This is a genomic window from Arthrobacter sp. MMS18-M83 (assembly GCF_026683955.1).
In the GTDB taxonomy this organism is placed as follows: domain Bacteria; phylum Actinomycetota; class Actinomycetes; order Actinomycetales; family Micrococcaceae; genus Arthrobacter.
Window position 1 is genome coordinate 736,420 of the sequence record NZ_CP113343.1, and the last position, 26,828, is coordinate 763,247.

Consider the following 26,828-nt stretch of genomic DNA (forward strand, 5'->3'; position numbering starts at 1 on the left):
CTCTATGCCCCCAATTTCTGCGCCACGGCACCGGTACTGGCCGGCAGTAACTTCCGGAAGGCTTCACGCGCCCGGTGCAACCGCACCTTCGCGGCCGACTCACCGCATTGCAGGACCGCCGCGATCTCGGCGACCGTCAGTTGATCCCAATATGCCAACTGCAGAATGTCCCGGTCCTTCTCCCGCAAGGAATCCAACACTTCGTCCACCAGTGAATACCTGCTCCCGGCGCCATCGCCGGGGACCACGGACTCACGAAGCCGCTCATGCAGCGCTAGCTGGCGCTGATGACTCCGATAAGCATTTCCCAGAAGATTCCTCGCCACCGTGAACAACCAGGCCACATCCACGGACGACGCTTCATCCCATTTCTGCCAAGCCACACGAAACACGTCCGCGGCCAACTCCTCAGCCACCTGCGGGTCATCCACCCGCCGCCGCACAAACCGGAATATGCGCGGATACGTATCCCGGTGCAAGGCGATGAACGTCGATTCCCCTTCGGAACGCACAATCCCCCACTCTCAATCCGAAACCAAGCCCAAAACCTGACTAACTGTATAGTTTCCGGCACAAGCCCGCAGGTTACAGCTCTGGCACAAAATGGACCTGCGGCAACCAGAGTGTCGCGTTGAGCGACAAGGGGGCAGAGGCCGGAGTCGCGTTCAGTGCAAGGTATCAGCCGAGCGCCCGAGGATGCGCCGCAGCGTACACTTCCCGCAAGGTATCGGCGGTGACCAAGGTGTACACCTGCGTGGTGGTCACTGAGGCATGGCCCAGGAGCTCTTGCACAACACGGACGTCCGCGCCGCCCTCAAGCAGATGCGTGGCAAACGAATGCCGGAGCGTGTGCGGCGAGACATCCTTGGTTATGTTGGCCTTCTCCGCCGCGGCCTTCAGAATTGTCCAGGCACTCTGCCGGCTGATCCGCCCTCCGCGAGCGTTCAGGAACAGCGCCGGAGTGCCTTTTCCTTTGGCGGCCAACGCGGGCCTTCCACGGACCACATAGGACCCGACGGCGCGGGCACCATAGGATCCCAGCGGCACCAGGCGTTCCTTGGAGCCCTTTCCGAAGAGCCGTACGATCGCGGGCCCATCGGCTTCCGCTTCGAGCGAGACATCGTCAACGTCAAGCCCCACAGCTTCGCTGATGCGGGCACCCGTGGAATAGAGGAACTCCAGGAGTGCCCGGTCCCTCAGGCCCGTGGCGGTATCCGCACCGGCCGCTTCGAGGATCCGGGTTACTTCGCCGACGCTAATGGCCTTCGGCAGACGCCTGCCGGGCATTGGCGGGTGGACATCGCTGGCGGGGTCCGCCGTCGTCGTTCCCTCCAAAGCCCAAAACTTGTGGAGCCCGCGCACGGCAACCACAGTGCGCGCCGCAGAGCGGACGCCCAGTGCTGCTGCGCCGTCCGAGCCGTCGGCGAGTGCCTGCACAAAGGCTGTGACGTCGTGGCGGGAGATGTTGCCCGGTTTGTCGACGCCGGAGGCAGCCAGAAAGTTCGAATAGCGGGACAGATCCCGGCGGTAGGCGGACAATGTGTTGCTTGCGAGGCCACGTTCCACGCCGAGGTGCTGCAGGTAGTCCGTGACGGCCCGGTCAATGGCTGTTTGAATCCGGGCCTCCGCTAGCTGGGGCATGGTCAGCGCTGGCTCGGGTGGGCTGGCCAGGGGGCATTGGCCGGGCGCAGGCTCCTGAAGCCGTCGGCGCGTGCCGCCGCGGCGGCGAGGATCCCGACGACGGCGGACGGGTTATGAAGGCGGCCTTCCAGCACCGCCACAACCGCTTCCTCGAGAGGCACCCACACCAGCTCGATTTCGGATTCCTCTTCCGTGCGGACGTGGCGTTCGGCCTCGGGCACTTCTCCCAGTCCCCGCGCCAGATAAATTCGGATCGCCTCGCTCGAGGATCCGGGTGAATTGAAGAAGTCCACCAGGACGTTCCACGTGGCGGCCGTAAGATCGGCCTCCTCAGCCAACTCCCGGGCTGCACCCACCACAAAGTCTTCTCCAGCCACGTCTAGAAGCCCGGCGGGAATCTCCCACAAATCCATGCCGACCGGGTGGCGATATTGCTTGAGCAACAGGATTTCGCCGTCGACATTCATCGGTAACACCGCGACGGCGCCAGGATGGTCAATGTAGTCGCGGACCAAAGTACCGGTATCTTCGCCCAGCTCGAAGGCGTCGCTGACGACGTCCCAAATGCGGCCTTCGTAGACCTTGTTGGACGACAAAAGACGGCGCGGGCTCGGCATGTCCGAAACCTTCCGAAAAGTACTGGGGGTTTCAGAAATACCGGGCATCGCGCCGTCCTTAGTTGTGTGAGCGATTACTTCGCAGCTACCTTGCGAGCCGACTTTGCAGCCGAATCAACGCCTGCCTGGCGCTCCAGCGCAGCCTTCACGAGGCCCGCAAACAGCGGGTGCGGGCGCGTGGGGCGGGAGCTGAGCTCCGGGTGGGCCTGCGTTGCCACGTAGTACGGATGTACTTCGCGCGGCAGTTCCACGTACTCAACCAGCTTGCCATCGGGAGACGTTCCGGAGAACACCAGTCCCTCGGCCGCGATCTGCTCGCGGTACTTGTTGTTGACCTCGTAGCGGTGGCGGTGACGTTCGCTGACCGTGGTTGTCCCATAGGTCTCTGCAACCACGGAGCCTTCGTCCAGCTTGGCTTCATAGAGACCCAGGCGCATGGTGCCGCCCAGATCGCCCTTGCCGTCCACGATGTCCAACTGCTCTTCCATCGTGGCGATGACAGGGTATTTGGAGTCGGGCTCGAACTCGCTGGAGGATGCGCCTTCGAGGCCGACCACGTTGCGGGCGTACTCGATGACCATGCATTGCAGGCCCAGGCACAGGCCCAGAACCGGAAGCTTGGTTTCGCGGGCGAACTTGAGCGCACCCAGCTTGCCTTCCAAGCCACGGATGCCGAAGCCGCCCGGAACACAAATCGCATCGACGCCGGCCAAGGACTTGGTGGCGCCCTCGAGGGTTTCACATTCGTCCGACGGGACCCAGCGGATCTTGACCTTGGTTTCGTTGGCGAAGCCGCCGGCACGCAAGGCTTCGGTCACGGACAGGTAAGCGTCCGGGAGGTCGATGTACTTGCCCACCAAGGCAACTTCCACCTGGTGCTTGGGGTTGTGGACTGCTTCGAGGAGCTTGTCCCAGCTGGTCCAGTCGACGTCCTTGAACGGGAGATCCAGGGCCCGGACGACGTAGGAGTCAAGGCCCTGGGAGTGCAGCGTCTTGGGGATGTCATAGATGCTGGGAGCATCGGCGGCGTTGACCACTGCGTCAATATCGACGTCGCACATGCGGCCGATCTTTTCGCGCATGGCATCGGGCACTTCGCGGTCCGAACGGATCACGATCGCTTCCGGCTGGATGCCGAGGGACCGCAAGGCGGCAACTGAGTGCTGCGTCGGTTTGGTCTTCAGTTCCTGCGACGGACCGATGTAAGGCACCAAGGAGACGTGGAGGAAAAAGACGTTGTTCCGGCCGATGTCCTGGCGGACCTGGCGGGCCGACTCCAGGAAGGGCTGGGACTCGATGTCGCCAACCGTGCCGCCGATTTCGGTGATGATGACGTCCGGAGCGTTCTTGCCTTCAGCGGGGAGGCGCATGCGGCGCTTGATCTCATCCGTGATGTGCGGGATAACCTGGACGGTGTCGCCGAGGTACTCGCCACGCCGTTCCTTGGCGATGACGGTCGAATAGATCTGGCCGGTCGTAACGTTGGCGGAACCCTCGAGGTTTTCATCGAGGAAGCGCTCGTAGTGTCCGATGTCGAGGTCGGTTTCGGCGCCGTCGTCAGTGACGAAGACTTCGCCGTGCTGGAAGGGGTTCATCGTGCCCGGATCCACGTTCAGATAGGGATCGAGCTTCTGCATAGTTACAGACAAACCGCGTGCCCGCAGCAGGTGGCCGAGGCTCGAAGCCGTCAGTCCCTTACCGAGCGAGGACGCCACACCGCCAGTGACAAAGATGTGTTTGGTCGTCTTGGACGAGCCCGGGAACCGGGAATTTACACGGGAATTTGATCGCTGCACCACGGAATTCGAGCCTATCATCAATTGCGCCTCCAAAGGATCCGCTAGCCGTTTTCCCAAATGCTCAATAGTCCCCTGCGATGGGGCAAGGATCAAGAGTAAAGTCCACCCGAAACGGCAAAACAGCTCAGCCGCCCGGGAATCCGCTACCTGGCGGGGCCCTCCACGTGAGCCGGCTCCCGGCCCGTCAAGCCAGGATGTGACTGATGTCCTACCGCTGGAGCTGGCCGGCTAGGCCTGCTGGGGCAGGAGCTTGGCGTCGTCCAGCAATTCCTGGGCATGCGCGCGCGCAGACTCCGAGTCTTCCTGCCCCGCCAGCATCCTGGCAAGCTCCTTCACGCGTTCTTCGTCATCGAGGAGCTGGACGTCGCTGGAGGTGAAGCCAGTGGCGGTCTTGCCGTCGCTCCCCCTGACGGAGGTCTTGGTGACGCGGATGTGCTGGTCCGCGAACGCGGCGACCTGTGGCAGATGGGTTACCACCAGCACCTGGACGTGGCGCGCCAGCATGGCGAGCCGGCGTCCGATCTCGACGGCTGCACGCCCACCTACTCCGGCGTCCACTTCGTCAAAGACGAACGTCGGCACGGGGTCCACAGCGGCAAGGACCACCTCGATGGCGAGCATGACCCTGGACAATTCACCGCCGGACGCTCCCTTGCCGAGAGGACGGGCAGGGGCCCCTGAGTGTGGCTGCAGCAGGAAAGAGATGTCGTCGACGCCGTGCGGACCCAACTGCCCTTCGCTGTCTACCTCGATCACCAGGGTGGCGTCGGCCATCGCAAGGGCGGTGAGTTCCGCACTCACGCGCGCGGCGAGGTCCTTGGCGGCCTTCGACCGCGACTTGGAGATCCGGGCGGCCTGCTTCCGCAGTGTGGACTCTGCGGAAGTCACCTCAGCGTCGAGGGCTTCGATCCTGCTGGAGTCGTCCTGCAGTTCGTCCAGCCGGATCCTTGAGGCTGCCGCCCATTCGAGCACCTCGTCGATGCTCGGGGCGTACTTCCGGATGAGTTTGGCCAGCGCCCCACGCCGGTCCTCAATCTCGGCAAGGCGTTCCGGGCCTTCGGAGTCCAAGGAGGCCTGGTAACTGGACAGCTCCGCCGCGATGTCGTTGATGAGGAAGCCAATCTCGGCAAGCCGGGTGGCCGCGCCTGCCAAGGCTTCGTCATGCTCGGCAACCTGTTCCAAGGTCCGTTTGGCCGAGTCGATCAGAGTCGTGGCATCGGCCGCTTCGCCGAATTCCTCAGAGATCAGCGCTTCATGTGCTGCCGCGGCGGCAATGCGGAGCTCTTCGACGTTGGCCAGTTTCACTGCCTCGGCCTTGAGGGAATCGTCCTCTCCCGGCTGGGGGTCGACGTCGTCGATTTCCTGGAGCGCGACGGCCAGCGATTCTGCCTCCCGTAGCCGTTCCCGGGCCTCGCTTCGGAGGGTATCGAGTTCCGCCTGGCTGGACTTCCAATGACTGTAAAGGTCCTGATAAGCAGTGAGCGCCGCGGCGAGGTCCGCCCCGGCGAAACGGTCCAGTGCGTGCCGTTGCGCCGCGGCGCCCTTGAGCCGGATCTGGTCCGACTGGCCATGCACCACCACCAGGCTTTCGCCAAGTTCTGCCAGGACGCCCACGGGCGCCGACCGGCCGCCCACGAAGGCGCGGCTGCGGCCGTCCGCGCCCACGGTGCGGGCCAGCAAGAGCTGAGTGCCGCCGTCGTACTCTTCAGCGTCGCCGCCGGCCTCCACGGCCCGTTCCACGGCGGCGTGCGCCGGATCAAGCAAGAGCCGAGCCTCCGCGGAGGCTGACTTGGCGCCAGAGCGTACCGCACCGGCGTCGGACCGTGCTCCCAGGAGGAGGCCGACGGCGGTAACCACCATGGTCTTGCCGGCGCCGGTTTCGCCCGTGACGACGCTCAGGCCCGGCCCCAACGGCAACGTGGCGTCGGTGATGACGCCGAGATCCCGGATCCGGAGTTCCTCGATCATGGTTTACATCTCCTTGGTGGGGTCGGCCGCTCTGCCTGTCCGCACGTCCTGGGGCGTTGGCAAAGGGCTGGGCTTGAAAGTCCTGACCACGGGGGTAGGACCGGTGTGGATGTCCGCCGAACGGGGTGCCGGTCCCCGCCAGCCGTGGATGGGGAGCTCGAACTTCCTGACGAGTCGTGCGGAAAACGGAGTCTGGTGGGTGCGGGCAAGCCGTACGGGCCGGGTGGACCGGGTCACTTCGATCCGGGCGCCCGGCGGGAGGTCCACGGAGCGTCGACCGTCGCACCAAAGCACGCCTTGGGCGTCCGTGCGGGTGAGGATCTCCACCGCAAGCCTGGACCGCGGTGAAACGACGAGGGGTTTGGCGAAGAGGGCATGGGCGCTGATGGGCACGATCACCAAGGCTTCCACCTCGGGCCACACCACCGGCCCGCCGGAAGAGAAAGCGTAGGCCGTGGAACCCGTGGGGGTAGCGAGCACCACTCCGTCGCAGCCAAAGGACGTCAGGGGACGTTCATCCACTTCGGTCACTACTTCGATCATGCGCTCCCGGTCAGCCTTTTCAATGGCGGCCTCGTTGAGGGCCCAGGTGTGCCAGATCTTCTGGCCACGGACCCACACCTGGACGTCGATTGTCATGCGCTCTTCCACCGTGTATTCGCGGCTGGCGATCCATTCAACGGTCTGGGCAAGATCGGCCCGTTCGCTCTCCGCGAGGAATCCGACATGTCCAAGGTTGACGCCCAGGAGGGGAACGTCGACGTTACGGACCAGCTCAGCTGCCCGCAGGATGGTGCCGTCGCCGCCAAGAACCATGACGAGTTCGACGTCCTCCAACCGGACATCCTCGTGGAGGATTTCGATCGGCTTATCCACCACACCGTAAAACCGTTCGATGTCGTCCAGTTCCGATTTCTGCATCACGGGAATCAGACCTGAGTAGTGGAGCTGCCCGCAGGCATCCCAGGCCGCGCGAAGGGAGTCCTCACGCCCGGTGTGGGCAAGGACCAAAACGCGCCTGCTCATGGTGTTCTGCTTTCTAGTGGGTGGTCCAGATTCGTTCCATCAGTGCAGCAACTTCCTCGTCCCGCTCTTCGATCTTAGGCAAGTCCGCCTGAATCCTGCGTCTTATCCACAGGAAGTACTCCACATTTCCGTCCTGGCCCGGCAGGGGGCTCGGTGCCAGGCCGCAGAGTTCAAGGCCGGCATCCACGGCCGCCTTGGCAACCTGGGCTACAGCCCGCCGCCGTTCATGATCGGATGTGACCACTCCTGTGCGGCTCAGCCGTTCCTTGCCCACCTCGAATTGGGGCTTCACCATGAGCACAAGGTCTCCCCCGGGTTCGGTGCATGCCGCGAGCGGGTGCAGAACCAGGGTGAGGGAAATGAAGGACAGGTCCGCCACAGTGAGCGCGGCCGGGCCGCCGATTTGTTCCGGAGTCATGTAGCGGACGTTGAGGCCCTCGTGGACAGCGACGCGCGGATCGTTCCGCAAGGACGGCACCAACTGGTCATGCCCGACGTCGACCGCCACCACGTGCGCGGCACCTTGCCGGAGCAGCACGTCCGTAAAGCCGCCGGTGGAGGCTCCGGCGTCGAGGCACCGTTTTCCTTCCACGACAACGGAAGGAAACGCCACCAGGGCTCCGGCCAGTTTGTGGCCGGCGCGGCTGACGTAAATGTCCTCGGCATGGGCCAGGACATCAAGTTCGGTCGCTTCTGAGACCTGTTGTGCCGCCTTGGCGAGAACGCTGCCCCCGGAGCTGACTTTTCCGTCCGCAATAAGCTTCGCGGCATGGGTCCGCGATCTCGCCAAGCCACGGGTGACGAGTTCCTGGTCGAGTCTGGCCATGCTCAGCGTTCTTCGGCGTCGAGGGCCGCCATCAAGGAGTCGTGGATCTCGGCGTACATGCCGCTATGCTCGGCCACCGGCACGGAGGGGATGTCCGCCAGCCGTTCCAGGGTCGAATCCACGGCTGCATCACCGGTGGGGGCAGTGTCGTCCGGCCATGGAGCATCGTGCGGTTCGACGGCGCTCAGTTCGACGGCGCTCTCCGGGAGATCGTTCAACTCGCTCATTGCACCAGTCTAGTTTTCCAGCCATTCGAGCCGCGGCGATGTAGCCTCTGCCGCGTCCGGGTTGGCGGCCCACCAGGCCGCACACGCAGCACGCCAGGCGTCCAGGTCCTTCTCGGACCCGGAGATGGTGATCAGGCCATCTTGGACCTCGGCAGTTGCCTTTCCGCAACGGAACGTGCTTTCTTCCTCGACGATCTCGGGGTACGGCTCGTACAGTTCAGTGAGATCAGCGAGCAAGTAGCCGGGGCGTTCCGAACTGCGCGCAGCAAGGATGGACTCGGGCGTGTCGACGCCGGTGAGGACCGCCGCCGTCGCGAAGCCGGCACGGTTGCCGCCGAGGATATCGGTGTCCAGACGGTCGCCGACGACGATCGGGCGTTCGGACTTCAGCCGCCGCGCAGCGGAGTGAAATAGAGGAGCCTCGGGCTTGCCTGCGACACGCGGTTGCTTGCCCGTGGCAGACGCGACGGCGGCTACCAGGGTCCCGTTTCCGGGTGCAATGCCCCGGGCTTGGGGAATGGACATGTCCGTATTTGTGGCGACCCAAAGGGCACCCGAAGCGACAACGTAGGACGCCTCGGCCAGGTCCTTCCACGCGATTTCCGGATTGAAGCCCTGGACTACTGCCACGGGCTTCTCTTCGGCGCTGTGGACCGGAGTGAGGCCAACGAGTTCTATTTCGTGAGCCAAGGCCGCGCTACCGGTGATCATCACGCGCGAACCGGGAGCCAGGAGACCGGCGAGAAGGTCGCCAGCGGCCTGCGAAGAGCTGACCACCTGATTGTCCTCGGCCGGCGCCCCAAGCTCACGAAGATGCGCCGCAACCTGGGCAGGGGTGCGCGAGGCGTTGTTGGTTACATACCCAAGCCGCACCCCCACCGACTCAAGCCGCTGCAGGGATTCCACCGCACCGGGAATGGCGTGGGGGCCCGCATACACGACTCCGTCCAGATCGGACAGAACAGCGTCGAATTGCGAAACCAGCGAGGCCTCAGTCATTCTTGGTCTCTTCGCCGTCCCCGGAAGTCTTTTCCTGGTCTTCGTCTGCCTCGTCTTCCTCGGTGGAATCGGGATCCGATTCGGCGTCATCGGACTCGAAGTAGTCAGACTCGACGTCGTCGAGTTCCACTTCGTGCTGTTCCGAGTCTTCAGAATCGATGACCTTCTCCGCGCGCGGCGGTGCAGCCTCGGTGCTTGACTCTTCAGCCCGTTCGGTGCCCTCCTCGACGTTCCGGAAGCGGGGCTTGGGAGCTTCGCGCTCGTCGCCTTCGCCGAGGTCGATAATGTCCGGGTCCTCGAACTCTCCCACGCCGAGGGCATTTTCAGCCACGACTGCCTGGCGCTGCCACTTGCCGGCTTCCTCTGTGCGACCCACTGCCATCAGGGCGTCTGCGTAGGCACGGAACAGGCGCGGGCTGTAGGAGAAGGCGCGGTTGATGTCGAGCTGGATGATCTCCAGCTCGGCCACAGCGGCGTCCAACTGGCCAAGGTCGGTCCTGGCTCCCGACGCCACAATTGCGAGTTCAACCTTGCCGGGGGCGTCGAGATCCTGTGCTTCGGGAGAGCGGACGACGTCCAGCGCGCGGTCCGGCCGCCCCAGGCCGCGTTCGCAGTCGGCCATGAGCGGCAAATGGACGTTGGATCCGCTGATCCGACGGTAGGTGCGAAATTCGCGAAGTGCCTCGCCATAGTGGCCTGCAGCGTAGGCGGTCAGGCCCACGGCTTCACGGACAGCTGCCAAGCGTCCACCACGGCGGCTGGCAGCCAGGGCGTGCTGGAAAGACAGCTCAGGGTCGATATCGATGAGGCGGCCGGCCATGACTAGGTGCTTGGAGACCCAATCGGCATTAGTGCCTTCAAGGGTCTTGATCTGGTGCTTGGTGACGCGGTCGAGTTCCTGGCCCGTAACGTCGTCGTCGATCTCGGGGGAACGCTCGCGGTCCGGGCGGTTGGCGCTGCGCAGGTCCGCGGCGTTCGGAACCCGCGCGGGACGATCCTCCCAGGATCCGCCGCCGAAGCTACGTCCCTCGGTACGTGGGCCATCGAACTTGCGGGGACCGCGTTCGGGGCGATCGCCGAAGCTGCGGCGCTCTCCCTCTCCTTCGCGGCGCGGACGGTCGCCAAAGGGCTTACGGTCACGATCACCAAAACTCGGGCGCGCATCGCGCTCACCGCGTGGACGATCACCAAACGGCTTACGGTCACGGTCACCAAAACTCGGGCGCGCATCGCGCTCACCGCGTGGACGATCACCAAACGGCTTGCGGTCACGATCGCCCTCGCGGCTCGGACGGTCGCCAAAGGGCTTACGGTCACGGTCACCAAAGCTCGGGCGCGCATCCCCATCACGACGCGGACGATCACCAAACGGCTTACGGTCACGGTCACCAAAACTCGGGCGCGCATCCCCATCACGACGCGGACGATCACCAAACGGCTTACGGTCACGGTCACCAAAGGGCTTACGGTCACGATCGCCCTCACGGCTCGGACGGTCACCAAAGGGCTTACGGTCACGATCACCAAAACTCGGGCGCGCATCCCCATCACGACGCGGACGATCACCAAACGGCTTACGGTCACGCTCACCAAAGGGCTTGCGGTCACGATCGCCCTCACGGCTCGGACGGTCACCAAAGGGCTTACGGTCACGATCGCCAAAGCTCGGGCGCGCATCGCGCTCACCGCGTGGACGATCGCCAAAGGGCTTGCGGTCACGATCACCAAAGCTGCGGCGCTCACCGTCACCGGCTGGCTTACGATCACCAAACGGCTTGCGGTCACGATCACCGCCGGGAGCGCCGGCAGTGCCGTCACGGTTGTCCCTGGAACGGAATCCTCGCGGGTCGCCCCCGGAATTGTTGTTGGCGCGGAACGGGCCGCGATCGCCTCGGCCAGCGCCGAAGTTGCCGCGATTGCCGCCGTTGTGCTCAGCCATGATGGATTCCTCCTGTTGTGAGCTGACCACTGGCGCATGCGCAGCCGCTCTTATCCGTATTTTGTTCTCACGCCGCCGGGATCCGGCTCGTATCTCTTATGCAATTCTAGGTGACCGGCCATCCGCGGACGCATTCGAGGACCGCCTAATCAGCTTCCCGTGGGAAGCATCACAACTTTCGGCCCGCCCGGCAGTCTTGCAGCTGGCTCCCAAAACCAGATCCCGGGGGTCGGAATTTTGACGCTCCTGCAGTTTTGGGGCCTTCCGGCCGGACGCTCGCTCACCTATGGCCGGTCCTGACGGGACGCTCCTGCAGTTTTGGGGCCTTCCGGCCGGACGCTCGCTCACCTATGGCCGGTCCTGACGGGACGCTCCTGCAGTTTTGGGTGCGGGGGTACCGGTCAGGGTAGGGCGCGTGTGTGATGGAGGCGAAAGTTGTCAAGCTGTGTGGAGTCACTGGGCTGGTTTTTGGGGTGTTTTGGTCTGGGGGAGGTTGATCCCGGCGTGTGTGGCGGGGGCCGGTGTGGTGGGTCGTTGGCGGAATCTTCCTGGGTGTCGTTCGTAGTAGTCCTGGTGGGCTTTGTCTCGCTTGTTCCAGAGTTCTTTCCACGAGCCGTCGTGGACTTGTGATGGTGAGAACAGTGCGATGCCGGAGTGTTTGTGATCGGTGCTGTACCAGTGCACGTAGCAGGTGAGGTAGTCCCTGGCGGCCTCGAGATCGTTAAAGATCCGGGGGTAGCCGGGCCGGTATTTCATCGTGCGAAAGCCTGACTCCGAGAAGGGATTGTCGTTGGAGACGTAAGGGCGGTTGTGGCTGAGTTCCACGCCGTGGGCGGTGAGGGTGTCACGGAGCAGGGTTGATCTCATGGCCGGGCCTGAATCGGCATGCACGATGCGCGGGGCGCCGTGCCGGGCGATCGCTGTCTTGAACATCTCCGCGGCGAGGTGGTCGGACTCGCGTTCCTCCACCCGCCAGCCGACGATCTCCCGGGAGAAGATGTCCATGATGGAGTACACCTTGAAAGCCTTGCCCTGCCACGTGGAATAGATGTCGGTGATGTCCCAGGACCAGACCTGGCAGGGTCCGGTGGCCTTGAGGACCGGCTTTTCAGAGGAACCACGCGTGCCCCCACGCTTGCGCGGGATGGTCGGGCGGGCCTGCTGGTCCTCGTACTCTGCCGCGATCCGCCACCACGAGCGGTTGGAGGCGAGCAGCACGCCGTTGTCCCAGGCCGTGGCGAAGGCATGGTCAACGGAGTTGCCCTTCTCCCAGCTGGCCAGGATGAGCCCCAGGATCCGGTCCTGATGTGCGGTGCTGATCCGGGATTCGTAGGCCCGGTCGGTCTGGTGGATCGGGTGCTGATCCGGGATTCGTAGGCCCGGTCGGTCTGGTGGATCGGGTGCTGCACCGCCGGACGGGGATTGGACCGGTAATGCCAGGTCCCGCGCGAGACGCCCGCCAGCTTGAGCGCCGTCCGCCGGGAGCCGATGATCACATGCAGCTCCAGGACCAGAGTGTTCTCGGCCGCTATGAATCGTTGTGAGCGCTCGTCGGGGTTGTATCGGGCTCTGGCACGCTCAACTCGTGCAAGAGCCCGATAGCTTTTCCCAGGACGGAATTCGTGTCCTCCAGCTCCTGCACCCGCTTCTGGAGTTTTTCGACTTCGGCACGGTGGGCAGCCATTTCCTTCGCGCGTGCTTTTTCAAACGCGGAGAGTTCACGATTCGTTGGGACCATGCCTCCATGCTCCCGCGGAATCAGGCCACGGTCGATATCGCCCTGGACCATCATCTTGCGCCACCTGCGGAACGTCCATTCGGAAACGGACGTCGAGGCCATCCATTCCTTCCTCGTCCCGTGCGGCTGCAAATAGTACTCATGCATGAACTCACGGATCTCTTCACGCGTAAAACCCTTGTTATCAACGGCCATCGCCGGCTCCTTCAATCAACAGGTAATGAATGACTCACAACCAGCTTGACGATGAGGGAGGGTCCGTGGTTTCCGGCGTGTACGTGATGGGGCGTCCGGGATTTCCCGCCCATAGGTGATGGAGGGTCCGCGGTTTCCGGCGTGTATGTGGTGGAGGGTTTGGGGAAAGGGGCGTGTATGTGAAGGAGCGTCCGGGGTGGCGGGGTGTGTGTTTAAATGCGGGAGACCCCCCAACCACCGTGGTGGCTGGGGGGTCTCGACCTGAATGGTTGTCCGGCGGTGTCCTACTCTCCCACACCCTCCCGGGTGCAGTACCATCGGCGCTGTGGGTCTTAGCTTCCGGGTTCGGAATGGGACCGGGCGTTTCCCCCACGCTATGACCGCCGTAACCCTGTTACCCCGTCACCGCCGCCCCGGGGGGTGGTGGTGTGGGAAGACTGGTTACAACATTGTGGTGTTGTTATTCAGTTGTGTTTTGTTCCGGAACGGTTTGTTGTTCGGGAACCACATAGTGGACGCAAGCAGTGTTTGTTTGTGTGGTGTAAGTTGTCGGCCTATTAGTACCGGTCAGCTTCAACAGTCTTTGGTCCTGTCTTCCACATCCGGCCTATCAACCCAGTGGTCTGGCTGGGGGCCTCTCACACACAAGGTGCATGGAAATCTCATCTTGAAGCGAGCTTCCCGCTTAGATGCTTTCAGCGGTTATCCCATCCGAACGTAGCTAATCAGCGGTGCACTTGGCAGTACAACTGACACACCAGAGGTTCGTCCGTCCCGGTCCTCTCGTACTAAGGACAGCCCTTCTCAAATTTCCTGCGCGCGCAGCGGATAGGGACCGAACTGTCTCACGACGTTCTAAACCCAGCTCGCGTACCGCTTTAATGGGCGAACAGCCCAACCCTTGGGACCTACTCCAGCCCCAGGATGCGACGAGCCGACATCGAGGTGCCAAACCATGCCGTCGATATGGACTCTTGGGCAAGATCAGCCTGTTATCCCCGAGGTACCTTTTATCCGTTGAGCGACGGCCATTCCACAATGTACCGCCGGATCACTAGTCCCGACTTTCGTCCCTGCTTGAGATGTCTCTCTCACAGTCAAGCTCCCTTGTGCACTTACACTCGACACCTGATTGCCAACCAGGCTGAGGGAACCTTTGGGCGCCTCCGTTACTTTTTAGGAGGCAACCGCCCCAGTTAAACTACCCATCAGGCACTGTCCCTGACCCGGATCACGGGCCGAAGTTAGATGTCCAAAGTGACCAGAGTGGTATTTCAACGATGACTCCACCCGAACTGGCGTCCGGGCTTCAACGTCTCCCACCTATCCTACACAAGCCACTCCGAACACCAATACCAAACTATAGTAAAGGTCTCGGGGTCTTTCCGTCCTGCTGCGCGTAACGAGCATCTTTACTCGTACTGCAATTTCGCCGAGTTTATGGTTGAGACAGCGGGGAAGTCGTTACTCCATTCGTGCAGGTCGGAACTTACCCGACAAGGAATTTCGCTACCTTAGGATGGTTATAGTTACCACCGCCGTTTACTGGGGCTTGAATTCTCAGCTTCGCCTTGCGGCTAACCGGTCCTCTTAACCTTCCAGCACCGGGCAGGAGTCAGTCCGTATACATCGTCTTGCGACTTCGCACGGACCTGTGTTTTTAGTAAACAGTCGCTTCCCCCTGGTCTCTGCGGCCCCGATCCCCTCCCACCAGCAAGTGGTGTTCAAGGTTGGGGCCCCCCTTCTCCCGAAGTTACGGGGGCATTTTGCCGAGTTCCTTAACCATAATTCTCTCGATCGCCTTGGTATTCTCTACCTGATCACCTGTGTCGGTTTGGGGTACGGGCGGCTGGGACCTCGCGTCGATGCTTTTCTAGGCAGCATAGGATCACCGGATCCCCCCTCGCGGGGGTCCCGTCAGATCTCAGGATCGTCATCAAAGACACAGCGACGGATTTGCCTATCGCTGACCCTACATCCTTAGACCGGGGCAACCATCGCCCGGCCCGGCTACCTTCCTGCGTCACACCTGTTAATACGCTTACCTCCCGGGATCAGGTCCCGCGCTCGGCCAAAACCCGCACACCACAAGGGTGCTTGGGCAGGCTCCGGGCGGTTAGTATCCCCCGCTTGGCATGGGCGGTCCTTCGCCGGTACGGGAATATCAACCCGTTGTCCATCGACTACGCCTGTCGGCCTCGCCTTAGGTCCCGACTTACCCAGGGCAGATTAGCTTGACCCTGGAACCCTTGATCATTCGGCGGACGGGTTTCTCACCCGTCTTTCGCTACTCATGCCTGCATTCTCACTCGTGTAGGCTCCACCGCTGGTTTACACCGCGACTTCACCGCCCACACGACGCTCCCCTACCACTCCAGACGACTGAACCACGAAGGCTTGTCTACTATCTGAAATCCACAACTTCGGCGGTGTACTTGAGCCCCGCTACATTGTCGGCGCGGAATCACTTGACCAGTGAGCTATTACGCACTCTTTCAAGGATGGCTGCTTCTAAGCCAACCTCCTGGTTGTCTTCGCAACTCCACATCCTTTCCCACTTAGCACACGCTTAGGGGCCTTAGTTGGTGGTCTGGGCTGTTTCCCTCTCGACTATGAAGCTTATCCCCCACAGTCTCACTGCTGCGCTCTCACTTACCGGCATTCGGAGTTTGGCTGACGTCAGTAACCTTGTAGGGCCCATCGGCCATCCAGTAGCTCTACCTCCGGCAAGAAACACGCAACGCTGCACCTAAATGCATTTCGGGGAGAACCAGCTATCACGGAGTTTGATTGGCCTTTCACCCCTACCCACAGCTCATCCCCTCCATTTTCAACTGAAGTGGGTTCGGTCCTCCACGACGTCTTACCGTCGCTTCAACCTGGCCATGGGTAGATCACTCCGCTTCGGGTCTAGATCACGCCACTACGATCGCCCTGTTCAGACTCGCTTTCGCTACGGCTACCCCACACGGGTTAACCTCGCGACGTAACACTAACTCGCAGGCTCATTCTTCAAAAGGCACGCCGTCACAGTTACTTGTGATTACTCACGACTGCTCCGACGGATTGTAAGCACACGGTTTCAGGTACTGTTTCACTCCCCTCCCGGGGTACTTTTCACCTTTCCCTCACGGTACTGGTCCGCTATCGGTCATTAGGAAGTATTTAGGCTTATCAGGTGGTCCTGACAGATTCGCACGGGATTTCTCGGGCCCCGTGCTACTTGGGATCCTCTCCAGGCGGCACACAACATTACGGTTACGGGGCTCCCACCCTCTACGGCCGGCCTTTCAAGACCGTTCACCTATGTCCATGCTCTCACCCCACCGGTCCGGCAGAACCAGCACGGAAAGTCCCACAACCCCGCCCATGCAACGCCCGCCGGCTATCACACATGGAACGGTTTAGCCTCATCCGCGTTCGCTCGCCACTACTAACGGAATCACTCTTGTTTTCTCTTCCTGCGGGTACTGAGATGTTTCACTTCCCCGCGTTCCCCCCACGCACCCTATGTGTTCAGATGCGGGTCACCAGATCACGCAAGCGCGCCTGGCGGGGTTTCCCCATTCGGACATCCTGGGATCAACGTTCGGTTATCAACTCCCCCAGGCTTATCGCAGATTCCTACGTCCTTCTTCGGCTCCTAATGCCAAGGCATCCACCGTGTGCCCTTAAAACTTGACCACACAAAGATCAAAAACATTTCGAGAGAACCACGGAAACCAACCACCCCGCACACCCCCGAAGGATGCACAACACGGCCGGATCCAGGTTCATCAAAAAGAAATTGCTGTAGACACAAACAAGCCCGAAAGCCTGCCCGTGTCAGATGCTCGCGTCCACTATGTAGTTCTCAAACAACAACCCCGTACCACACCCCCGCACCAACCACCCCCACAAAAGAGGACAGCCGCCACGCACGGCAAATGCAGCCAGGAAACCAGAAACACCAAACCCGCACCCCCGCACCCCCCGCAAGGGGGCCCGCGGGCCGCGGCCCTGTTGCCTCAGGACCCAACAGTGTGCCAAACACGAAAACCGGCCCTCCCCCGACCCGCACCGTTCCAGGACACCCCGCCCCGCAAAAGGACAAGACAACCGTACTAGGGGCGGAAAAGGAAACCACCGGCCGCTATCTGCTGATATTCCACCCATGAGCACCCACCGCAGAACAGACGCCTGCGCAATGGGCTTTGCTTCCACCCACCCCCGCACCATCCATGCGGACAGCGACAAGAGGCGGAGATGGTGCTCCTTAGAAAGGAGGTGATCCAGCCGCACCTTCCGGTACGGCTACCTTGTTACGACTTAGTCCCAATCGCCGGTCCCACCTTCGACGGCTCCCCCCACAAGGGTTAGGCCACCGGCTTCGGGTGTTACCAACTTTCGTGACTTGACGGGCGGTGTGTACAAGGCCCGGGAACGTATTCACCGCAGCGTTGCTGATCTGCGATTACTAGCGACTCCGACTTCATGGGGTCGAGTTGCAGACCCCAATCCGAACTGAGACCGGCTTTTTGGGATTAGCTCCACCTCACAGTATCGCAACCCTTTGTACCGGCCATTGTAGCATGCGTGAAGCCCAAGACATAAGGGGCATGATGATTTGACGTCGTCCCCACCTTCCTCCGAGTTGACCCCGGCAGTCTCCCATGAGTCCCCACCACTACGTGCTGGCAACATGGAACGAGGGTTGCGCTCGTTGCGGGACTTAACCCAACATCTCACGACACGAGCTGACGACAACCATGCACCACCTGTAAACCGACCGCAAGCGGGGCACCTGTTTCCAGGCGTTACCGGTTCATGTCAAGCCTTGGTAAGGTTCTTCGCGTTGCATCGAATTAATCCGCATGCTCCGCCGCTTGTGCGGGCCCCCGTCAATTCCTTTGAGTTTTAGCCTTGCGGCCGTACTCCCCAGGCGGGGCACTTAATGCGTTAGCTACGGCGCGGAAAACGTGGAATGTCCCCCACACCTAGTGCCCAACGTTTACGGCATGGACTACCAGGGTATCTAATCCTGTTCGCTCCCCATGCTTTCGCTCCTCAGCGTCAGTTAATGCCCAGAGACCTGCCTTCGCCATCGGTGTTCCTCCTGATATCTGCGCATTTCACCGCTACACCAGGAATTCCAGTCTCCCCTACATCACTCTAGTCTGCCCGTACCCACTGCAGAACCGGAGTTGAGCCCCGGTCTTTCACAGCAGACGCGACAAACCGCCTACGAGCTCTTTACGCCCAATAATTCCGGATAACGCTTGCGCCCTACGTATTACCGCGGCTGCTGGCACGTAGTTAGCCGGCGCTTCTTCTGCAGGTACCGTCACCCGAAAGCTTCTTCCCTACTGAAAGAGGTTTACAACCCGAAGGCCGTCATCCCTCACGCGGCGTCGCTGCATCAGGCTTCCGCCCATTGTGCAATATTCCCCACTGCTGCCTCCCGTAGGAGTCTGGGCCGTGTCTCAGTCCCAGTGTGGCCGGTCACCCTCTCAGGCCGGCTACCCGTCGTCGCCTTGGTAGGCCATTACCCCACCAACAAGCTGATAGGCCGCGAGTCCATCCAAAACCGCAAAAGCTTTCCACCAACACACCATGCGGTGGCCGGTCGTATCCGGTATTAGACCCAGTTTCCCAGGCTTATCCCAGAGTCAAGGGCAGGTTACTCACGTGTTACTCACCCGTTCGCCACTAATCCCCCCGGCAAGCCAGGGATCATCGTTCGACTTGCATGTGTTAAGCACGCCGCCAGCGTTCATCCTGAGCCAGGATCAAACTCTCCGTTGAAGTAAAACAAAAACAGACACAACCACAACCACCGGAAATAACGGCGGAAGAGCTGCACAAAATTTGAAACCAGCTGTAAAAAACCAGCCCCGCACCACGGAGGTGACACGGAACCAGCCAAAACAACCAATTCATAAAAACAAATCGGTATCAACAAACTTGGCACACTATTGAGTTCTCAAACAACAGACACAATCCGAATACTTCTCGGAACAAATTCAACTGAATTCGACGTTCCGCATTTCTTCGCTGCGATGTTTCTACTGTATTTCATTCATTTTCACTTTGCAAATCCAGGATTTCTCCCGAAATTCATCAAAAATGAATCGAATATCCCCAAAGGGTCGATAAATTATCCGATTTCCAGACTTTCGTCCAAACCGGATCATTCACAATTCAATGGGATTTTGTTGCAATTTGTCCGCATCAGCGGCAGCAACTCAGAAAACGATACACGCTCCCCCGGAGCCGCGCAAGTCGGCCTCGGAGGAGCGTGCAATAGTCAGCATTGGCGCGTCTGCATCACGGCACACAGCGGAAGAAACCCGCCCCCCCACCGTGGGGTCAAGGAACCGTCAGACCGTCACTTCGACGGTGGCCAAATTCTTCTTTCCGCGGCGCAACAACAGATACCGGCCGTGAAGCAGTTCCGCCTGGTCGATCACGGCGTCGGGGTCGGTCACCTTGCTGTTGTTCACGTAGGCGCCGCCCTCCCCCACCGTGCGTCGAGCAGCGGACTTGCTCTCGGACAGTCCGGAAGCGACCAAGAGGTCAACGATACCCAGGCCATCTGCGCCGATCGAGGCTGACGGCAGCTCGGCCGTGGCGGACGCCAAGGTGACTTCATCCAGAACCGAGAGATCGCCATTGCCGAACAGGGCGGCGGAAGCAGCGATCACCTTCTCCGTTGCCTCGACTCCGTGCACCAGCGACGTAACTTCATAGGCGAGCCTGCGCTGGCCCTCGCGAGCGAACGGGCGCTCGGCAACAGCGGCTCCAAGTTCCTCAATTTCGGCACGGCTAAGGAAAGTGAAGACCTTGAGGCGATCAACGACGTCGGCGTCTGCAGTGTTGAGCCAGAACTGGTAGAAGGCATACGGGCTGCACATGTGGGCGTCCAACCAAATCGCGTTACCCTCGCTCTTACCGAACTTTGTGCCGTCCGAATTGGTAATGAGGGGCGTGCCCAGGGCGTGGACAACCTTGCCGTCAACCTTACGGATCAGCTCCGTGCCACTCGTGAGGTTGCCCCACTGGTCCGAGCCACCGGTTTGCAACACGCAGCCGTAATCGCGGTTGAGTTGGAGGTAGTCCATGCCCTGCAGGATCTGGTAGCTGAACTCGGTGTAGCTGATGCCTTCGTCGGAACTGAGACGGGAGGCAACGGCATCCTTGCGAAGCATGGTGCCCACGCGGAAATGCTTCCCGATTTCACGCAGGAAATCGATGGCACTCAGGGGCGCGGTCCAGTCAAGGTTGTTCACCATGCGTGCGGCATTGTCGCCCTCGAAGCTGAGAAAGCGGCGGACCTGGGCCTGAAGGTAGCCAACCCACTCCGAAACCGTGTCCTTGGTGTTCAAGGTGCGTTCCGCCGTCGGGCGCGGGTCGCCGATCAGTCCGGTGGAGCCGCCCACGAGGCCGAGCGGCTTGTGACCGGCCAGCTGGAGGCGGCGCATGAGCAAAAGCTGGACCAAGTTGCCGAGGTGCAGGGACGGTGCCGTGGGGTCGAAGCCACAGTAATACGTGATCGGGTCCCCGGCGAGCAGCTTTTCCAATTCCGTTTCATCAGTGGAAACGTGGATAAGGCCGCGCCATTTGAGCTCTTGCCAGATATTGGCAAAGCCCGGGTCGTTGTGCTGGGACTCGAGGTTGTTTACGTGTGACACGAGTTCTAAGTTAGCAGGATTGCCATTCAGCTTGCTTGTTTCCCTCAGCGCTCGATGCCCGCGGGCAGCGGGGCGGCGGTGATGAGCCGGAGTCGCTGCGTCGGACGGGTCATGGCGACGTAGAGATCGCCCACCTTGCCGTGCTCGTGATTGAGCATGGCAGCGGGCTCCAGAACCACGACGCCGTCGAACTCGAGGCCCTTGGCTTCCTTCGGGCTGATGACCACGATGTCCTGGGAGTAACTCCCCGCTCCGGTGCCCACGCGGTGGCCGTAAACGCCACGGAGGGCGGCTGCAGCGCGCGGCAGGAGCGCGCCATCGGCAATCACGGCGAGGAGGCCGCCGTCGATCGCTTCCAGTTCCTCAGGAAGTATCGCAACGAGGCGGTCCACCATGTCCGCTTTGTCCACGCGGTCCACGATGGGCGACCATTTGCCTTCGCGGACGGCCTTGGGAGCCGAAACAACCAGGCCTGCACGGTTCGCCATCCGGACCGCCGCTTCGGCGATCTGCGAGGGGGTGCGGTAGTTGACGGTGAGTTCTTCGAGTTGCCAGCGGTCCCCGAACGACGGCGCGAGCGCACTCTGCCAGGAATTCGCACCGGCAGAGGAACTCGTCTGGGCGATGTCGCCGACGATCGTGAACGACTTCAACGGGCAGCGGCGGACCAAAAGCCGCCACTGCATGGGCGAGAGCTCCTGGGCTTCGTCCACCACGATGTGCCCAAACGCCCACGAACGATCGGTCGTGGCACGTTCTGCCGCCGTCAGGCGCGTCTCGCGCTCCTGGTTCTGATCGGCGAGTTCCTCAGCCGTCATCAGTACGTCGACGCCCATGGCCTCCATGTTGACCAGGGTCTGCTTGGCGTTGGCGATGTCGCGGGCGCGGTCGTGCTCTTGCTGCGCCAGTCCCCTGCCGGCGGCAGGATCCAGCTCGCCCAGAAGCTCAGCGGCCTCGTCGAGCAGCGGAACATCGGCTTCCGTCCACGGGGCATCCGCAGGCCGCAGCAGCAACGCACGCTGCGCCGGTGTGAGGTGCGGTGTGCAGGCTTCCAGGATGGCGGGCTTGCTGAAGAGCTCGGACACGAGCTTCTCGGGCGTCATGGGCATCCAGCACAGGTTCAAGACGATCCTGACGTCGCGCGCCGAGCGGACGTCTTCGGCGAGGTAGGAACGGTCGGCGTTGTTGCCGATGTTCGACTCCTCGACAATCTCCGTCAGCTGCTCCGTGAGCTCGCGCAGCAGGATCTTCACAAACGTCACGCGTGCCTCGTTGTGGGGCTTGCCCGTGGCGCGCGCCCTGTCGCGGGCACGGCGTACCTGCCGGACAGACAGCGTGAGCTTGCGGGAATCTACCTCGAGGATGCGGTCCTCCGCGGGAGTCCGCTGCCGGTTGGCCACGGCATTGGCGATGACGCCCGCCATGTCCAGCTTGCCCTTGAGCGCTGCGACATCGGGATCCTGTTCAGGCACGGCATGGATCCCGGGCATGAGGCGTCCGAGGCTGGCCATGACGACGCCGGTCTCGCCGAGGGAAGGCAGGACCCGCTCGATGTAGTGCATGAACGACGACGACGGGCCAACGAGCAGCACGCCCGCGGACTTCAGGCGGTCACGGTGGGTGTACAGGAGGTAGGCGGCGCGGTGGAGCGCGACGGCTGTCTTGCCAGTACCGGGACCGCCCTGGACAACCAAGGCACCCGAGATGGACGACCGGATAATGCGGTCCTGCTCGGACTGGATAGTGCCCACAATGTCCGACATACGGCCGGTGCGCTTGGAATTCAGGGCCGCAAGCAGCGCGCCCTCGCCTTGGAGAGACGCGTTGTCAGCCAGCATGCTGGCATCCAGGACATCGTCTTCGATTGCCTTGACCTCGCGGCCTTGCAGTATCAGGTGACGACGACGGCGGACGCCTTGCCGGTCGAAGGCGGTCGCCTGGTAGAAATGGCCGGCTTCCGGGGCGCGCCAGTCGACCATAAGCCGCTGGAGATCCGCAGTGGAGAGGCCGATGCGGCCAATGTACTGCGCCTCTCCGGTGTCCAGGTCAAGGCGCCCGAACACGAGACGGTCGTCGACGGCGTCGAGCTGGGCGAGGCGGTCCTCGTACAGTGCCGCGAAGGCGTCGCGTTCGGAAACGTTCTGCATGGTGCCCACCGCTCCGGCGCGCCGGACTTGCGCTAGCTGCTGGCGCTTTTCCTCCCGCAACTCATCCAGTCGCGAGTAAAGACCGGCCACGTACTCCCGTTCGTGGAGCAAATCAGCGTCGTGCATCGAAACGTTCCCCTATCGAAAAAGACGGACCGTCCATTCTACAGCGGTTTTGCTTGACGTGTGTGAAACGGCCCCCACGCCGGTACGTCACGCAATGTTCACTCAGAGCTAACCTGCTGAGCTTTTCTGTCCGTACCCGGTGGTGCTTAAATGCTGCAATGCAGCACGACGTTGCCCTGACCCGACACGGCATCAGCCTGGTCCCGCTCTCCCCCGCCCACGCCGGCCCACTGTTTGACTTCGTGGACTCCGGGATGTGGTCCGGCATGGCCGCCGAACAGCCTTTGAGCGCCGCGGAACTGGCCGAACTCTTCTCGGCCCGGCTCGAAGATCCCGCAACCATTCCGTTCGCCGTCGTCGAGCAGCGGACAGGAGCTCTGCTTGGAACCACCTCCCTGTGCGACTACAGTCCCCGACAGCAGCGCCTGGAGATCGGTGGGACCTTTTACGGGCGCCCGTTTTGGGGCAGCCACGTCAATCCGGCGGCGAAACAGCTGCTGCTGGCCTACTCTTTCGAAGTGCTGGACGTCCACCGGGTCGGGTTCCGCTGCGACGCGCGCAATACGCGCAGCGCCTCGGCCATTCAGCGGCTCGGCGCCAGCTACGAGGGCACTCTGCGCGGGCACCGCTTCGCTCCAGACGGCAGCCGCTGCGACACGGCCGTGTTCTCGATCCTGCAGGAGGAATGGCCCCAGGTGCGCGAGTCTTTGCTTGGTCGCCTGGCGCCCTTCGAACTGCCCGACAACCACTGCGCCTATGTGGCCGAGCCAACCCGTACCGAACACGCCGCTTGAGGGATACCTCCGGAGCTAGACGGCGCGGCTGCGGCCCGGCTTGTAGCGGGACACTGTGGGGTCCCCGGAGAGCCAAAACCGCCACGGGTAGTCGGCGGAACCGCCGTCGCCTGATACTCCCACCCGGAGACCGCTAGCGACTGCTGATTGCGCTGCCGGGGTAGCCGGAAGTTCGAGGCCGAACGGCTCAGCCAAGGCATCGCGGCCGCTGTCCGCCGTGGTCAACCCCAAAGCGGAGGCTAGCCGGGCGGGCCCGCTGGCGAGGTCGGTCAGGGATCTCGACGCCGGACGGCGGGACTGTGCCAGGGCGTGCCCGGCCACCACCTCGCCTGCCCGCAACAGCAGCGCGGACGCAACGCCGTCGGGACCGCAGACAATGTTGGCGCAATAGTGCATGCCATACGTGAAGTACACGTAGAGATGGCCGGCCGGACCAAACATGGGCGCGTTCCGGGCCGTGGGGCCGCCGAAGGTGTGGGATCCAGGATCGGGTTGGGCAGAGTCCCGCGGACCCAGATAGGCCTCGACCTCGCTGAGCCGGACGGACACCGTGCCCTCAGGAGTCCGGTGGCTCAGCACAGCGCCAAGGAGCAAAGGCGCTACATCCCGCGGATCTCCGGAAAGGATGGCCCTGATGGCTTCCGGAGCTGCACCCTGCATTGTCATGCCCAGACCCTAGCAAGAATCCGCCAACTGGATCCGCCGCGGGCAATGTCCGATTTCCGCTAGAACGGGCCTTCCGATGCTGCAAGGATGGAGCAATGGACTTTTGGCAACGCTACCGCGCCATCGATGCGCGGGATCCCCGGTTCGACGGCCAGTTCTTCACTGCCGTCCGCTCGACCGGCATCTACTGCCGGCCGTCGTGCCCGGCCCGGACGCCGAAGGCCGAGAACGTGACGTTCTACGAAACCTCTGCCGCGGCGCACGAGGCCGGTTACAGGGCGTGCAAACGCTGCCTTCCGGAGGCCGTTCCGGGCACGCCCGCTTGGAACCTGCGCTCGGACGTCGCCGGCCGGGCGATGCGGCTCATCAACGATGGCGCGATCTCCCGGATGGGCGTCGAAGGACTCGCCACCAGGCTGGGCTACTCTTCCCGCCAGCTCAGCAGGATACTCAGCCATGAGCTCGGTGCCGGTCCGCTGTCCTTGGCACGGGCCAGCCGGGCGCAGACGGCCAGGACGCTCCTGGTGTCCACCTCGATGAAGCTCGCAGACGTGGCGTTCGCCGCCGGATTCAACAGCGTCCGCCAATTCAACGACACCATCAATGAAGTCTTTGCCCTGACCCCGACAGCGGTGCGGGCCACCGCGAAGCCTCTTGGCCATGAGGGCAAACAGGCGGAGGCTACTTCGCTGACTCTCAACCTCCCGTTCCGGGAGCCTTTCGACACGGGGATTTTCGATTTCCTTGCCGCCCGCGCGGTTCCCGGCGTCGAACTGGCGAGTCCTACCACCTACGCGCGAACCATCCACCTGCCCCGCGGAAATGCCGCGTTCACTGTGGAGTACGACGCCGGGGCGCGCGGCGGTGGGCTGACTCTCGCCGTCAGTGCCCTGGACCTCCACGATCTTCCAGTCCTCCTGAGCCGCGTGAGACGGTTGTTCGATCTCGACGCCGATCCCGTAGCCGTGGACGAGGCGCTGGCCGCCGATGCCCGGCTCCGCCCATCAGTGCGGGAGATCCCCGGGATCAGGGTCCCGGGCGCCGTGGACCCCCAAGAACTGCTCATCCGGGCGATGATCGGCCAGCAAATCACGGTGGCGGCCGCGCGCACGGCTTTGACCCAACTGTCCGACGCCGGAACCCGCCTGCCGGAAGGGCACGCCGGACATGCACTTGGCCTGGATCGTTTGTTCCCCACGGCGGAGGAAATCGCCCGCTCGCGCACGGGATTGCTGAGAGGGCCGCAGCGCCGCATTGATTCGGTGCTGTCCGCGGCGGGGGCCATGGCCAGCGGGGAACTCGACTTCGACTATGGCGACGGCCCCCAAACCCTCGCCGACAAGCTGTTGCCGCTGCCCGGCGTCGGGCCCTGGACCGTGGGCTATGTCGCGATGCGGGTGATCGGCGATCCGGACGTTTTCCTGGCCAACGACGCCGCGGTCCGAAACGGACTCAAGAACCTGGCGGCCGCGGAGGGACTGCCTGCCGACTTCGGCAATGTGAGCCCGTGGCGTTCCTACGCCACGATGCACCTCTGGAGGGCAGCAGCGAGCAAACGCAGGAGCGCTAGTGCACCGCTGGAACGCTCGATGGCCACGGCAGCAGCTCCGGCAAATCAACACCGTCCGCATCGGCAGAAGCCCGCAGGCTCCCCAGGGTAGGCGTGCGGCCGGCGAGCCACGCCGCGATATCCGTGATCATGCCGTTGATGGCGACCGACTGGCGCCCCGAGCCTAAGACCAGCTGTGGGAGGCCCAAAGGCTGAAGCACGAATTTCTGGTCCGTCGGGACTCGGGCCGAGAGGAAATCGAAGAGGTGCTCGCAGAACTGCCTGCTCCAGGTCTCCGGGCCGCGACCCATTCCCAGATCCGTGGCGTGAATGACCAGTTCGCGCCAAAGCGCCCGACCGCCGTCGAGCACAGTTCCGTTCCGGAAGCTGATCCGGGTGTTCCAGCCGGACTCCACGAGCCCGTCGAAGCCCCTCAGTGCCCGGGCGAGGGCGGCTTCCGTGGCGGCACGGTGTTCGGCGAGGCTGTGGCTCGCGGCGAGCTCAATGGCCTTCGTACGGCCCTCGTAGCCGCCGTCGTAGATGTCGATGGTCTCGCCGCGGGCGGCGTATTCCAGCTGCCGGGCCATGGCGTTGGAGATGCCGGCAATATGCGCCAGCACGTGGCCGCGGGTCCATCCGGGCAGTTGGGAGGGAGCTTTGACATCGGCGTCGTCGAGCTTGGAGACGACTTCGGTGACAGTGCCGGCTGCTTTGTGGAGCTCGGCAAGAAGCGCTGAGGTAGTGATCTCGGTCATAGCGCCATAGTATCCGACAGAGTTAATCGCGCTGTTAACGGGGATTAACTGACAACGCCCCCTCAGCTTTGGCGTGAAAATCACCAACGTTCCTGCACTTTACTGAAGGAGCGTTGGCCGAAATCATGCCAAAGCTGAGGGAGCGT

19 protein-coding genes and 3 rRNA genes are annotated in these 26,828 nt (G+C 62.5%); 3 read left to right on the forward strand and 19 right to left on the reverse strand.

Annotated features, from left to right (window positions below):
• Positions 1 to 2 precede the first annotated feature (2 nt).
• The 10 genes from OW521_RS03475 to OW521_RS03520 form a co-directional block, all read right to left on the reverse strand.
• The gene (locus tag OW521_RS03475) at positions 3 to 512 is read right to left on the reverse strand and encodes an RNA polymerase sigma factor (RefSeq protein WP_268022980.1); all 510 of its coding nucleotides are present in this window, start codon (positions 510 to 512) and stop codon (positions 3 to 5) included.
• Between the two features lie 166 nt (positions 513 to 678).
• On the reverse strand, positions 679 to 1,641 hold the full coding sequence (gene xerD / locus OW521_RS03480; protein WP_268022982.1) for a site-specific tyrosine recombinase XerD: 963 nt from the start codon (positions 1,639 to 1,641) through the stop codon (positions 679 to 681).
• A gap of 2 nt (positions 1,642 to 1,643) precedes the next feature.
• Positions 1,644 to 2,306, reverse strand: a complete 663-nt coding sequence (locus tag OW521_RS03485; protein ID WP_268022984.1) for an NUDIX domain-containing protein — start codon at positions 2,304 to 2,306, stop codon at positions 1,644 to 1,646.
• 26 nt (positions 2,307 to 2,332) lie between these two features.
• The gene (locus OW521_RS03490; protein ID WP_268022986.1) at positions 2,333 to 4,075 is read right to left on the reverse strand and encodes a CTP synthase; all 1,743 of its coding nucleotides are present in this window, start codon (positions 4,073 to 4,075) and stop codon (positions 2,333 to 2,335) included.
• A 210-nt stretch (positions 4,076 to 4,285) separates the two neighbouring features.
• Positions 4,286 to 6,025, reverse strand: coding sequence for a DNA repair protein RecN (gene recN / locus OW521_RS03495; RefSeq protein WP_268022988.1), 1,740 nt, complete (start codon positions 6,023 to 6,025; stop codon positions 4,286 to 4,288).
• Between the two features lie 3 nt (positions 6,026 to 6,028).
• Positions 6,029 to 7,051 (reverse strand): NAD kinase, encoded by a 1,023-nt coding sequence (locus OW521_RS03500; protein ID WP_268022990.1) that lies wholly within the window; start codon positions 7,049 to 7,051, stop codon positions 6,029 to 6,031.
• Positions 7,052 to 7,064: 13 nt separating this feature from the next.
• Positions 7,065 to 7,877 (reverse strand): TlyA family RNA methyltransferase, encoded by an 813-nt coding sequence (locus OW521_RS03505; protein ID WP_268022992.1) that lies wholly within the window; start codon positions 7,875 to 7,877, stop codon positions 7,065 to 7,067.
• 2 nt (positions 7,878 to 7,879) lie between these two features.
• Positions 7,880 to 8,104, reverse strand: a complete 225-nt coding sequence (locus tag OW521_RS03510; RefSeq protein WP_268022994.1) for a hypothetical protein — start codon at positions 8,102 to 8,104, stop codon at positions 7,880 to 7,882.
• Positions 8,105 to 8,113: 9 nt separating this feature from the next.
• Positions 8,114 to 9,103, reverse strand: a complete 990-nt coding sequence (locus tag OW521_RS03515) for an HAD-IIA family hydrolase (RefSeq protein WP_268022996.1) — start codon at positions 9,101 to 9,103, stop codon at positions 8,114 to 8,116.
• A complete protein-coding gene (locus tag OW521_RS03520) occupies positions 9,096 to 9,923 on the reverse strand; it encodes a hypothetical protein (RefSeq protein ID WP_268022998.1) in 828 nt (275 codons plus the stop codon). The genes OW521_RS03515 and OW521_RS03520 overlap by 8 nt, the downstream gene beginning before the upstream one ends.
• A gap of 6 nt (positions 9,924 to 9,929) precedes the next feature.
• On the opposite strand from OW521_RS03520, the gene OW521_RS03525 reads away from it, so the two are divergent.
• Positions 9,930 to 11,063, forward strand: coding sequence for a hypothetical protein (locus tag OW521_RS03525; RefSeq protein WP_268023000.1), 1,134 nt, complete (start codon positions 9,930 to 9,932; stop codon positions 11,061 to 11,063).
• A 432-nt stretch (positions 11,064 to 11,495) separates the two neighbouring features.
• On the opposite strand, the gene OW521_RS03530 is transcribed toward OW521_RS03525, so the two are convergent.
• The 7 genes from OW521_RS03530 to OW521_RS03560 all read right to left on the reverse strand — a co-directional run bounded on the left by OW521_RS03530 (position 11,496) and on the right by OW521_RS03560 (position 22,918).
• Positions 11,496 to 12,260: a DDE-type integrase/transposase/recombinase gene (locus OW521_RS03530; RefSeq protein ID WP_268023002.1), complete on the reverse strand. Its 765-nt coding sequence runs from the start codon at positions 12,258 to 12,260 to the stop codon at positions 11,496 to 11,498.
• A 310-nt stretch (positions 12,261 to 12,570) separates the two neighbouring features.
• Positions 12,571 to 12,975, reverse strand: a complete 405-nt coding sequence (locus OW521_RS03535) for a hypothetical protein (protein WP_268023004.1) — start codon at positions 12,973 to 12,975, stop codon at positions 12,571 to 12,573.
• A gap of 271 nt (positions 12,976 to 13,246) precedes the next feature.
• Positions 13,247 to 13,363: ribosomal RNA gene (rrf, locus tag OW521_RS03540) — 5S ribosomal RNA — on the reverse strand.
• A gap of 147 nt (positions 13,364 to 13,510) precedes the next feature.
• A 23S ribosomal RNA gene (locus OW521_RS03545) occupies positions 13,511 to 16,660 on the reverse strand.
• Positions 16,661 to 17,234: 574 nt separating this feature from the next.
• Positions 17,235 to 18,759 (reverse strand): 16S ribosomal RNA (locus OW521_RS03550).
• Together the 16S, 23S and 5S rRNA genes form the textbook arrangement of a ribosomal RNA operon.
• Before the next feature lie 575 nt (positions 18,760 to 19,334).
• Positions 19,335 to 20,645 carry a tyrosine--tRNA ligase gene (gene tyrS, locus OW521_RS03555; RefSeq protein WP_268023006.1) on the reverse strand — a complete coding sequence of 437 codons (1,311 nt, stop codon included), beginning with the start codon at positions 20,643 to 20,645 and terminating at the stop codon, positions 19,335 to 19,337.
• A 44-nt stretch (positions 20,646 to 20,689) separates the two neighbouring features.
• Entirely contained in the window at positions 20,690 to 22,918 is a 2,229-nt protein-coding gene (locus OW521_RS03560; protein WP_268023008.1) for an AAA family ATPase, read from the reverse strand.
• A 158-nt stretch (positions 22,919 to 23,076) separates the two neighbouring features.
• On the opposite strand from OW521_RS03560, the gene OW521_RS03565 reads away from it, so the two are divergent.
• On the forward strand, positions 23,077 to 23,712 hold the full coding sequence (locus tag OW521_RS03565; RefSeq protein WP_265978308.1) for a GNAT family N-acetyltransferase: 636 nt from the start codon (positions 23,077 to 23,079) through the stop codon (positions 23,710 to 23,712).
• A gap of 15 nt (positions 23,713 to 23,727) precedes the next feature.
• Here OW521_RS03565 and OW521_RS03570 read toward each other — a convergent pair whose 3' ends face one another.
• Complete coding sequence (locus OW521_RS03570) at positions 23,728 to 24,372, reverse strand: DNA-3-methyladenine glycosylase (protein WP_442781260.1); 645 nt, start codon at positions 24,370 to 24,372, stop codon at positions 23,728 to 23,730.
• Positions 24,373 to 24,473: 101 nt separating this feature from the next.
• Here OW521_RS03570 and OW521_RS03575 point away from each other — a divergent pair, with 101 nt between their 5' ends.
• A complete protein-coding gene (locus OW521_RS03575) occupies positions 24,474 to 26,039 on the forward strand; it encodes an AlkA N-terminal domain-containing protein (protein WP_268023010.1) in 1,566 nt (521 codons plus the stop codon).
• Here the strand turns inward: OW521_RS03575 and OW521_RS03580 are convergent.
• On the reverse strand, positions 25,945 to 26,682 hold the full coding sequence (locus tag OW521_RS03580) for a maleylpyruvate isomerase family mycothiol-dependent enzyme (protein ID WP_268023011.1): 738 nt from the start codon (positions 26,680 to 26,682) through the stop codon (positions 25,945 to 25,947). The genes OW521_RS03575 and OW521_RS03580 overlap by 95 nt on opposite strands.
• Positions 26,683 to 26,828 lie beyond the last annotated feature (146 nt).

Bases quoted from the DNA above. Each gene is read 5' to 3' on its own strand.
- xerD (WP_268022982.1), bottom strand. From the start codon at position 1,641: ATGCCCCAGCTAGCGGAGGCCCGGATTCAAACAGCCATTGACCGGGCC.
- OW521_RS03485 (WP_268022984.1), bottom strand. From the start codon at position 2,306: ATGCCCGGTATTTCTGAAACCCCCAGTACTTTTCGGAAGGTTTCGGAC.
- OW521_RS03490 (WP_268022986.1), bottom strand. From the start codon at position 4,075: ATGATAGGCTCGAATTCCGTGGTGCAGCGATCAAATTCCCGTGTAAAT.
- recN (WP_268022988.1), bottom strand. From the start codon at position 6,025: ATGATCGAGGAACTCCGGATCCGGGATCTCGGCGTCATCACCGACGCC.
- OW521_RS03500 (WP_268022990.1), bottom strand. From the start codon at position 7,051: ATGAGCAGGCGCGTTTTGGTCCTTGCCCACACCGGGCGTGAGGACTCC.
- OW521_RS03505 (WP_268022992.1), bottom strand. From the start codon at position 7,877: ATGGCCAGACTCGACCAGGAACTCGTCACCCGTGGCTTGGCGAGATCG.
- OW521_RS03510 (WP_268022994.1), bottom strand. From the start codon at position 8,104: ATGAGCGAGTTGAACGATCTCCCGGAGAGCGCCGTCGAACTGAGCGCC.
- OW521_RS03515 (WP_268022996.1), bottom strand. From the start codon at position 9,103: ATGACTGAGGCCTCGCTGGTTTCGCAATTCGACGCTGTTCTGTCCGAT.
- OW521_RS03520 (WP_268022998.1), bottom strand. From the start codon at position 9,923: ATGGCCGGCCGCCTCATCGATATCGACCCTGAGCTGTCTTTCCAGCAC.
- OW521_RS03535 (WP_268023004.1), bottom strand. From the start codon at position 12,975: ATGGCCGTTGATAACAAGGGTTTTACGCGTGAAGAGATCCGTGAGTTC.
- OW521_RS03560 (WP_268023008.1), bottom strand. From the start codon at position 22,918: ATGCACGACGCTGATTTGCTCCACGAACGGGAGTACGTGGCCGGTCTT.
- OW521_RS03565 (WP_265978308.1), top strand. From the start codon at position 23,077: ATGCAGCACGACGTTGCCCTGACCCGACACGGCATCAGCCTGGTCCCG.
- OW521_RS03570 (WP_442781260.1), bottom strand. From the start codon at position 24,372: ATGCAGGGTGCAGCTCCGGAAGCCATCAGGGCCATCCTTTCCGGAGAT.
- OW521_RS03575 (WP_268023010.1), top strand. From the start codon at position 24,474: ATGGACTTTTGGCAACGCTACCGCGCCATCGATGCGCGGGATCCCCGG.
- OW521_RS03580 (WP_268023011.1), bottom strand. From the start codon at position 26,682: ATGACCGAGATCACTACCTCAGCGCTTCTTGCCGAGCTCCACAAAGCA.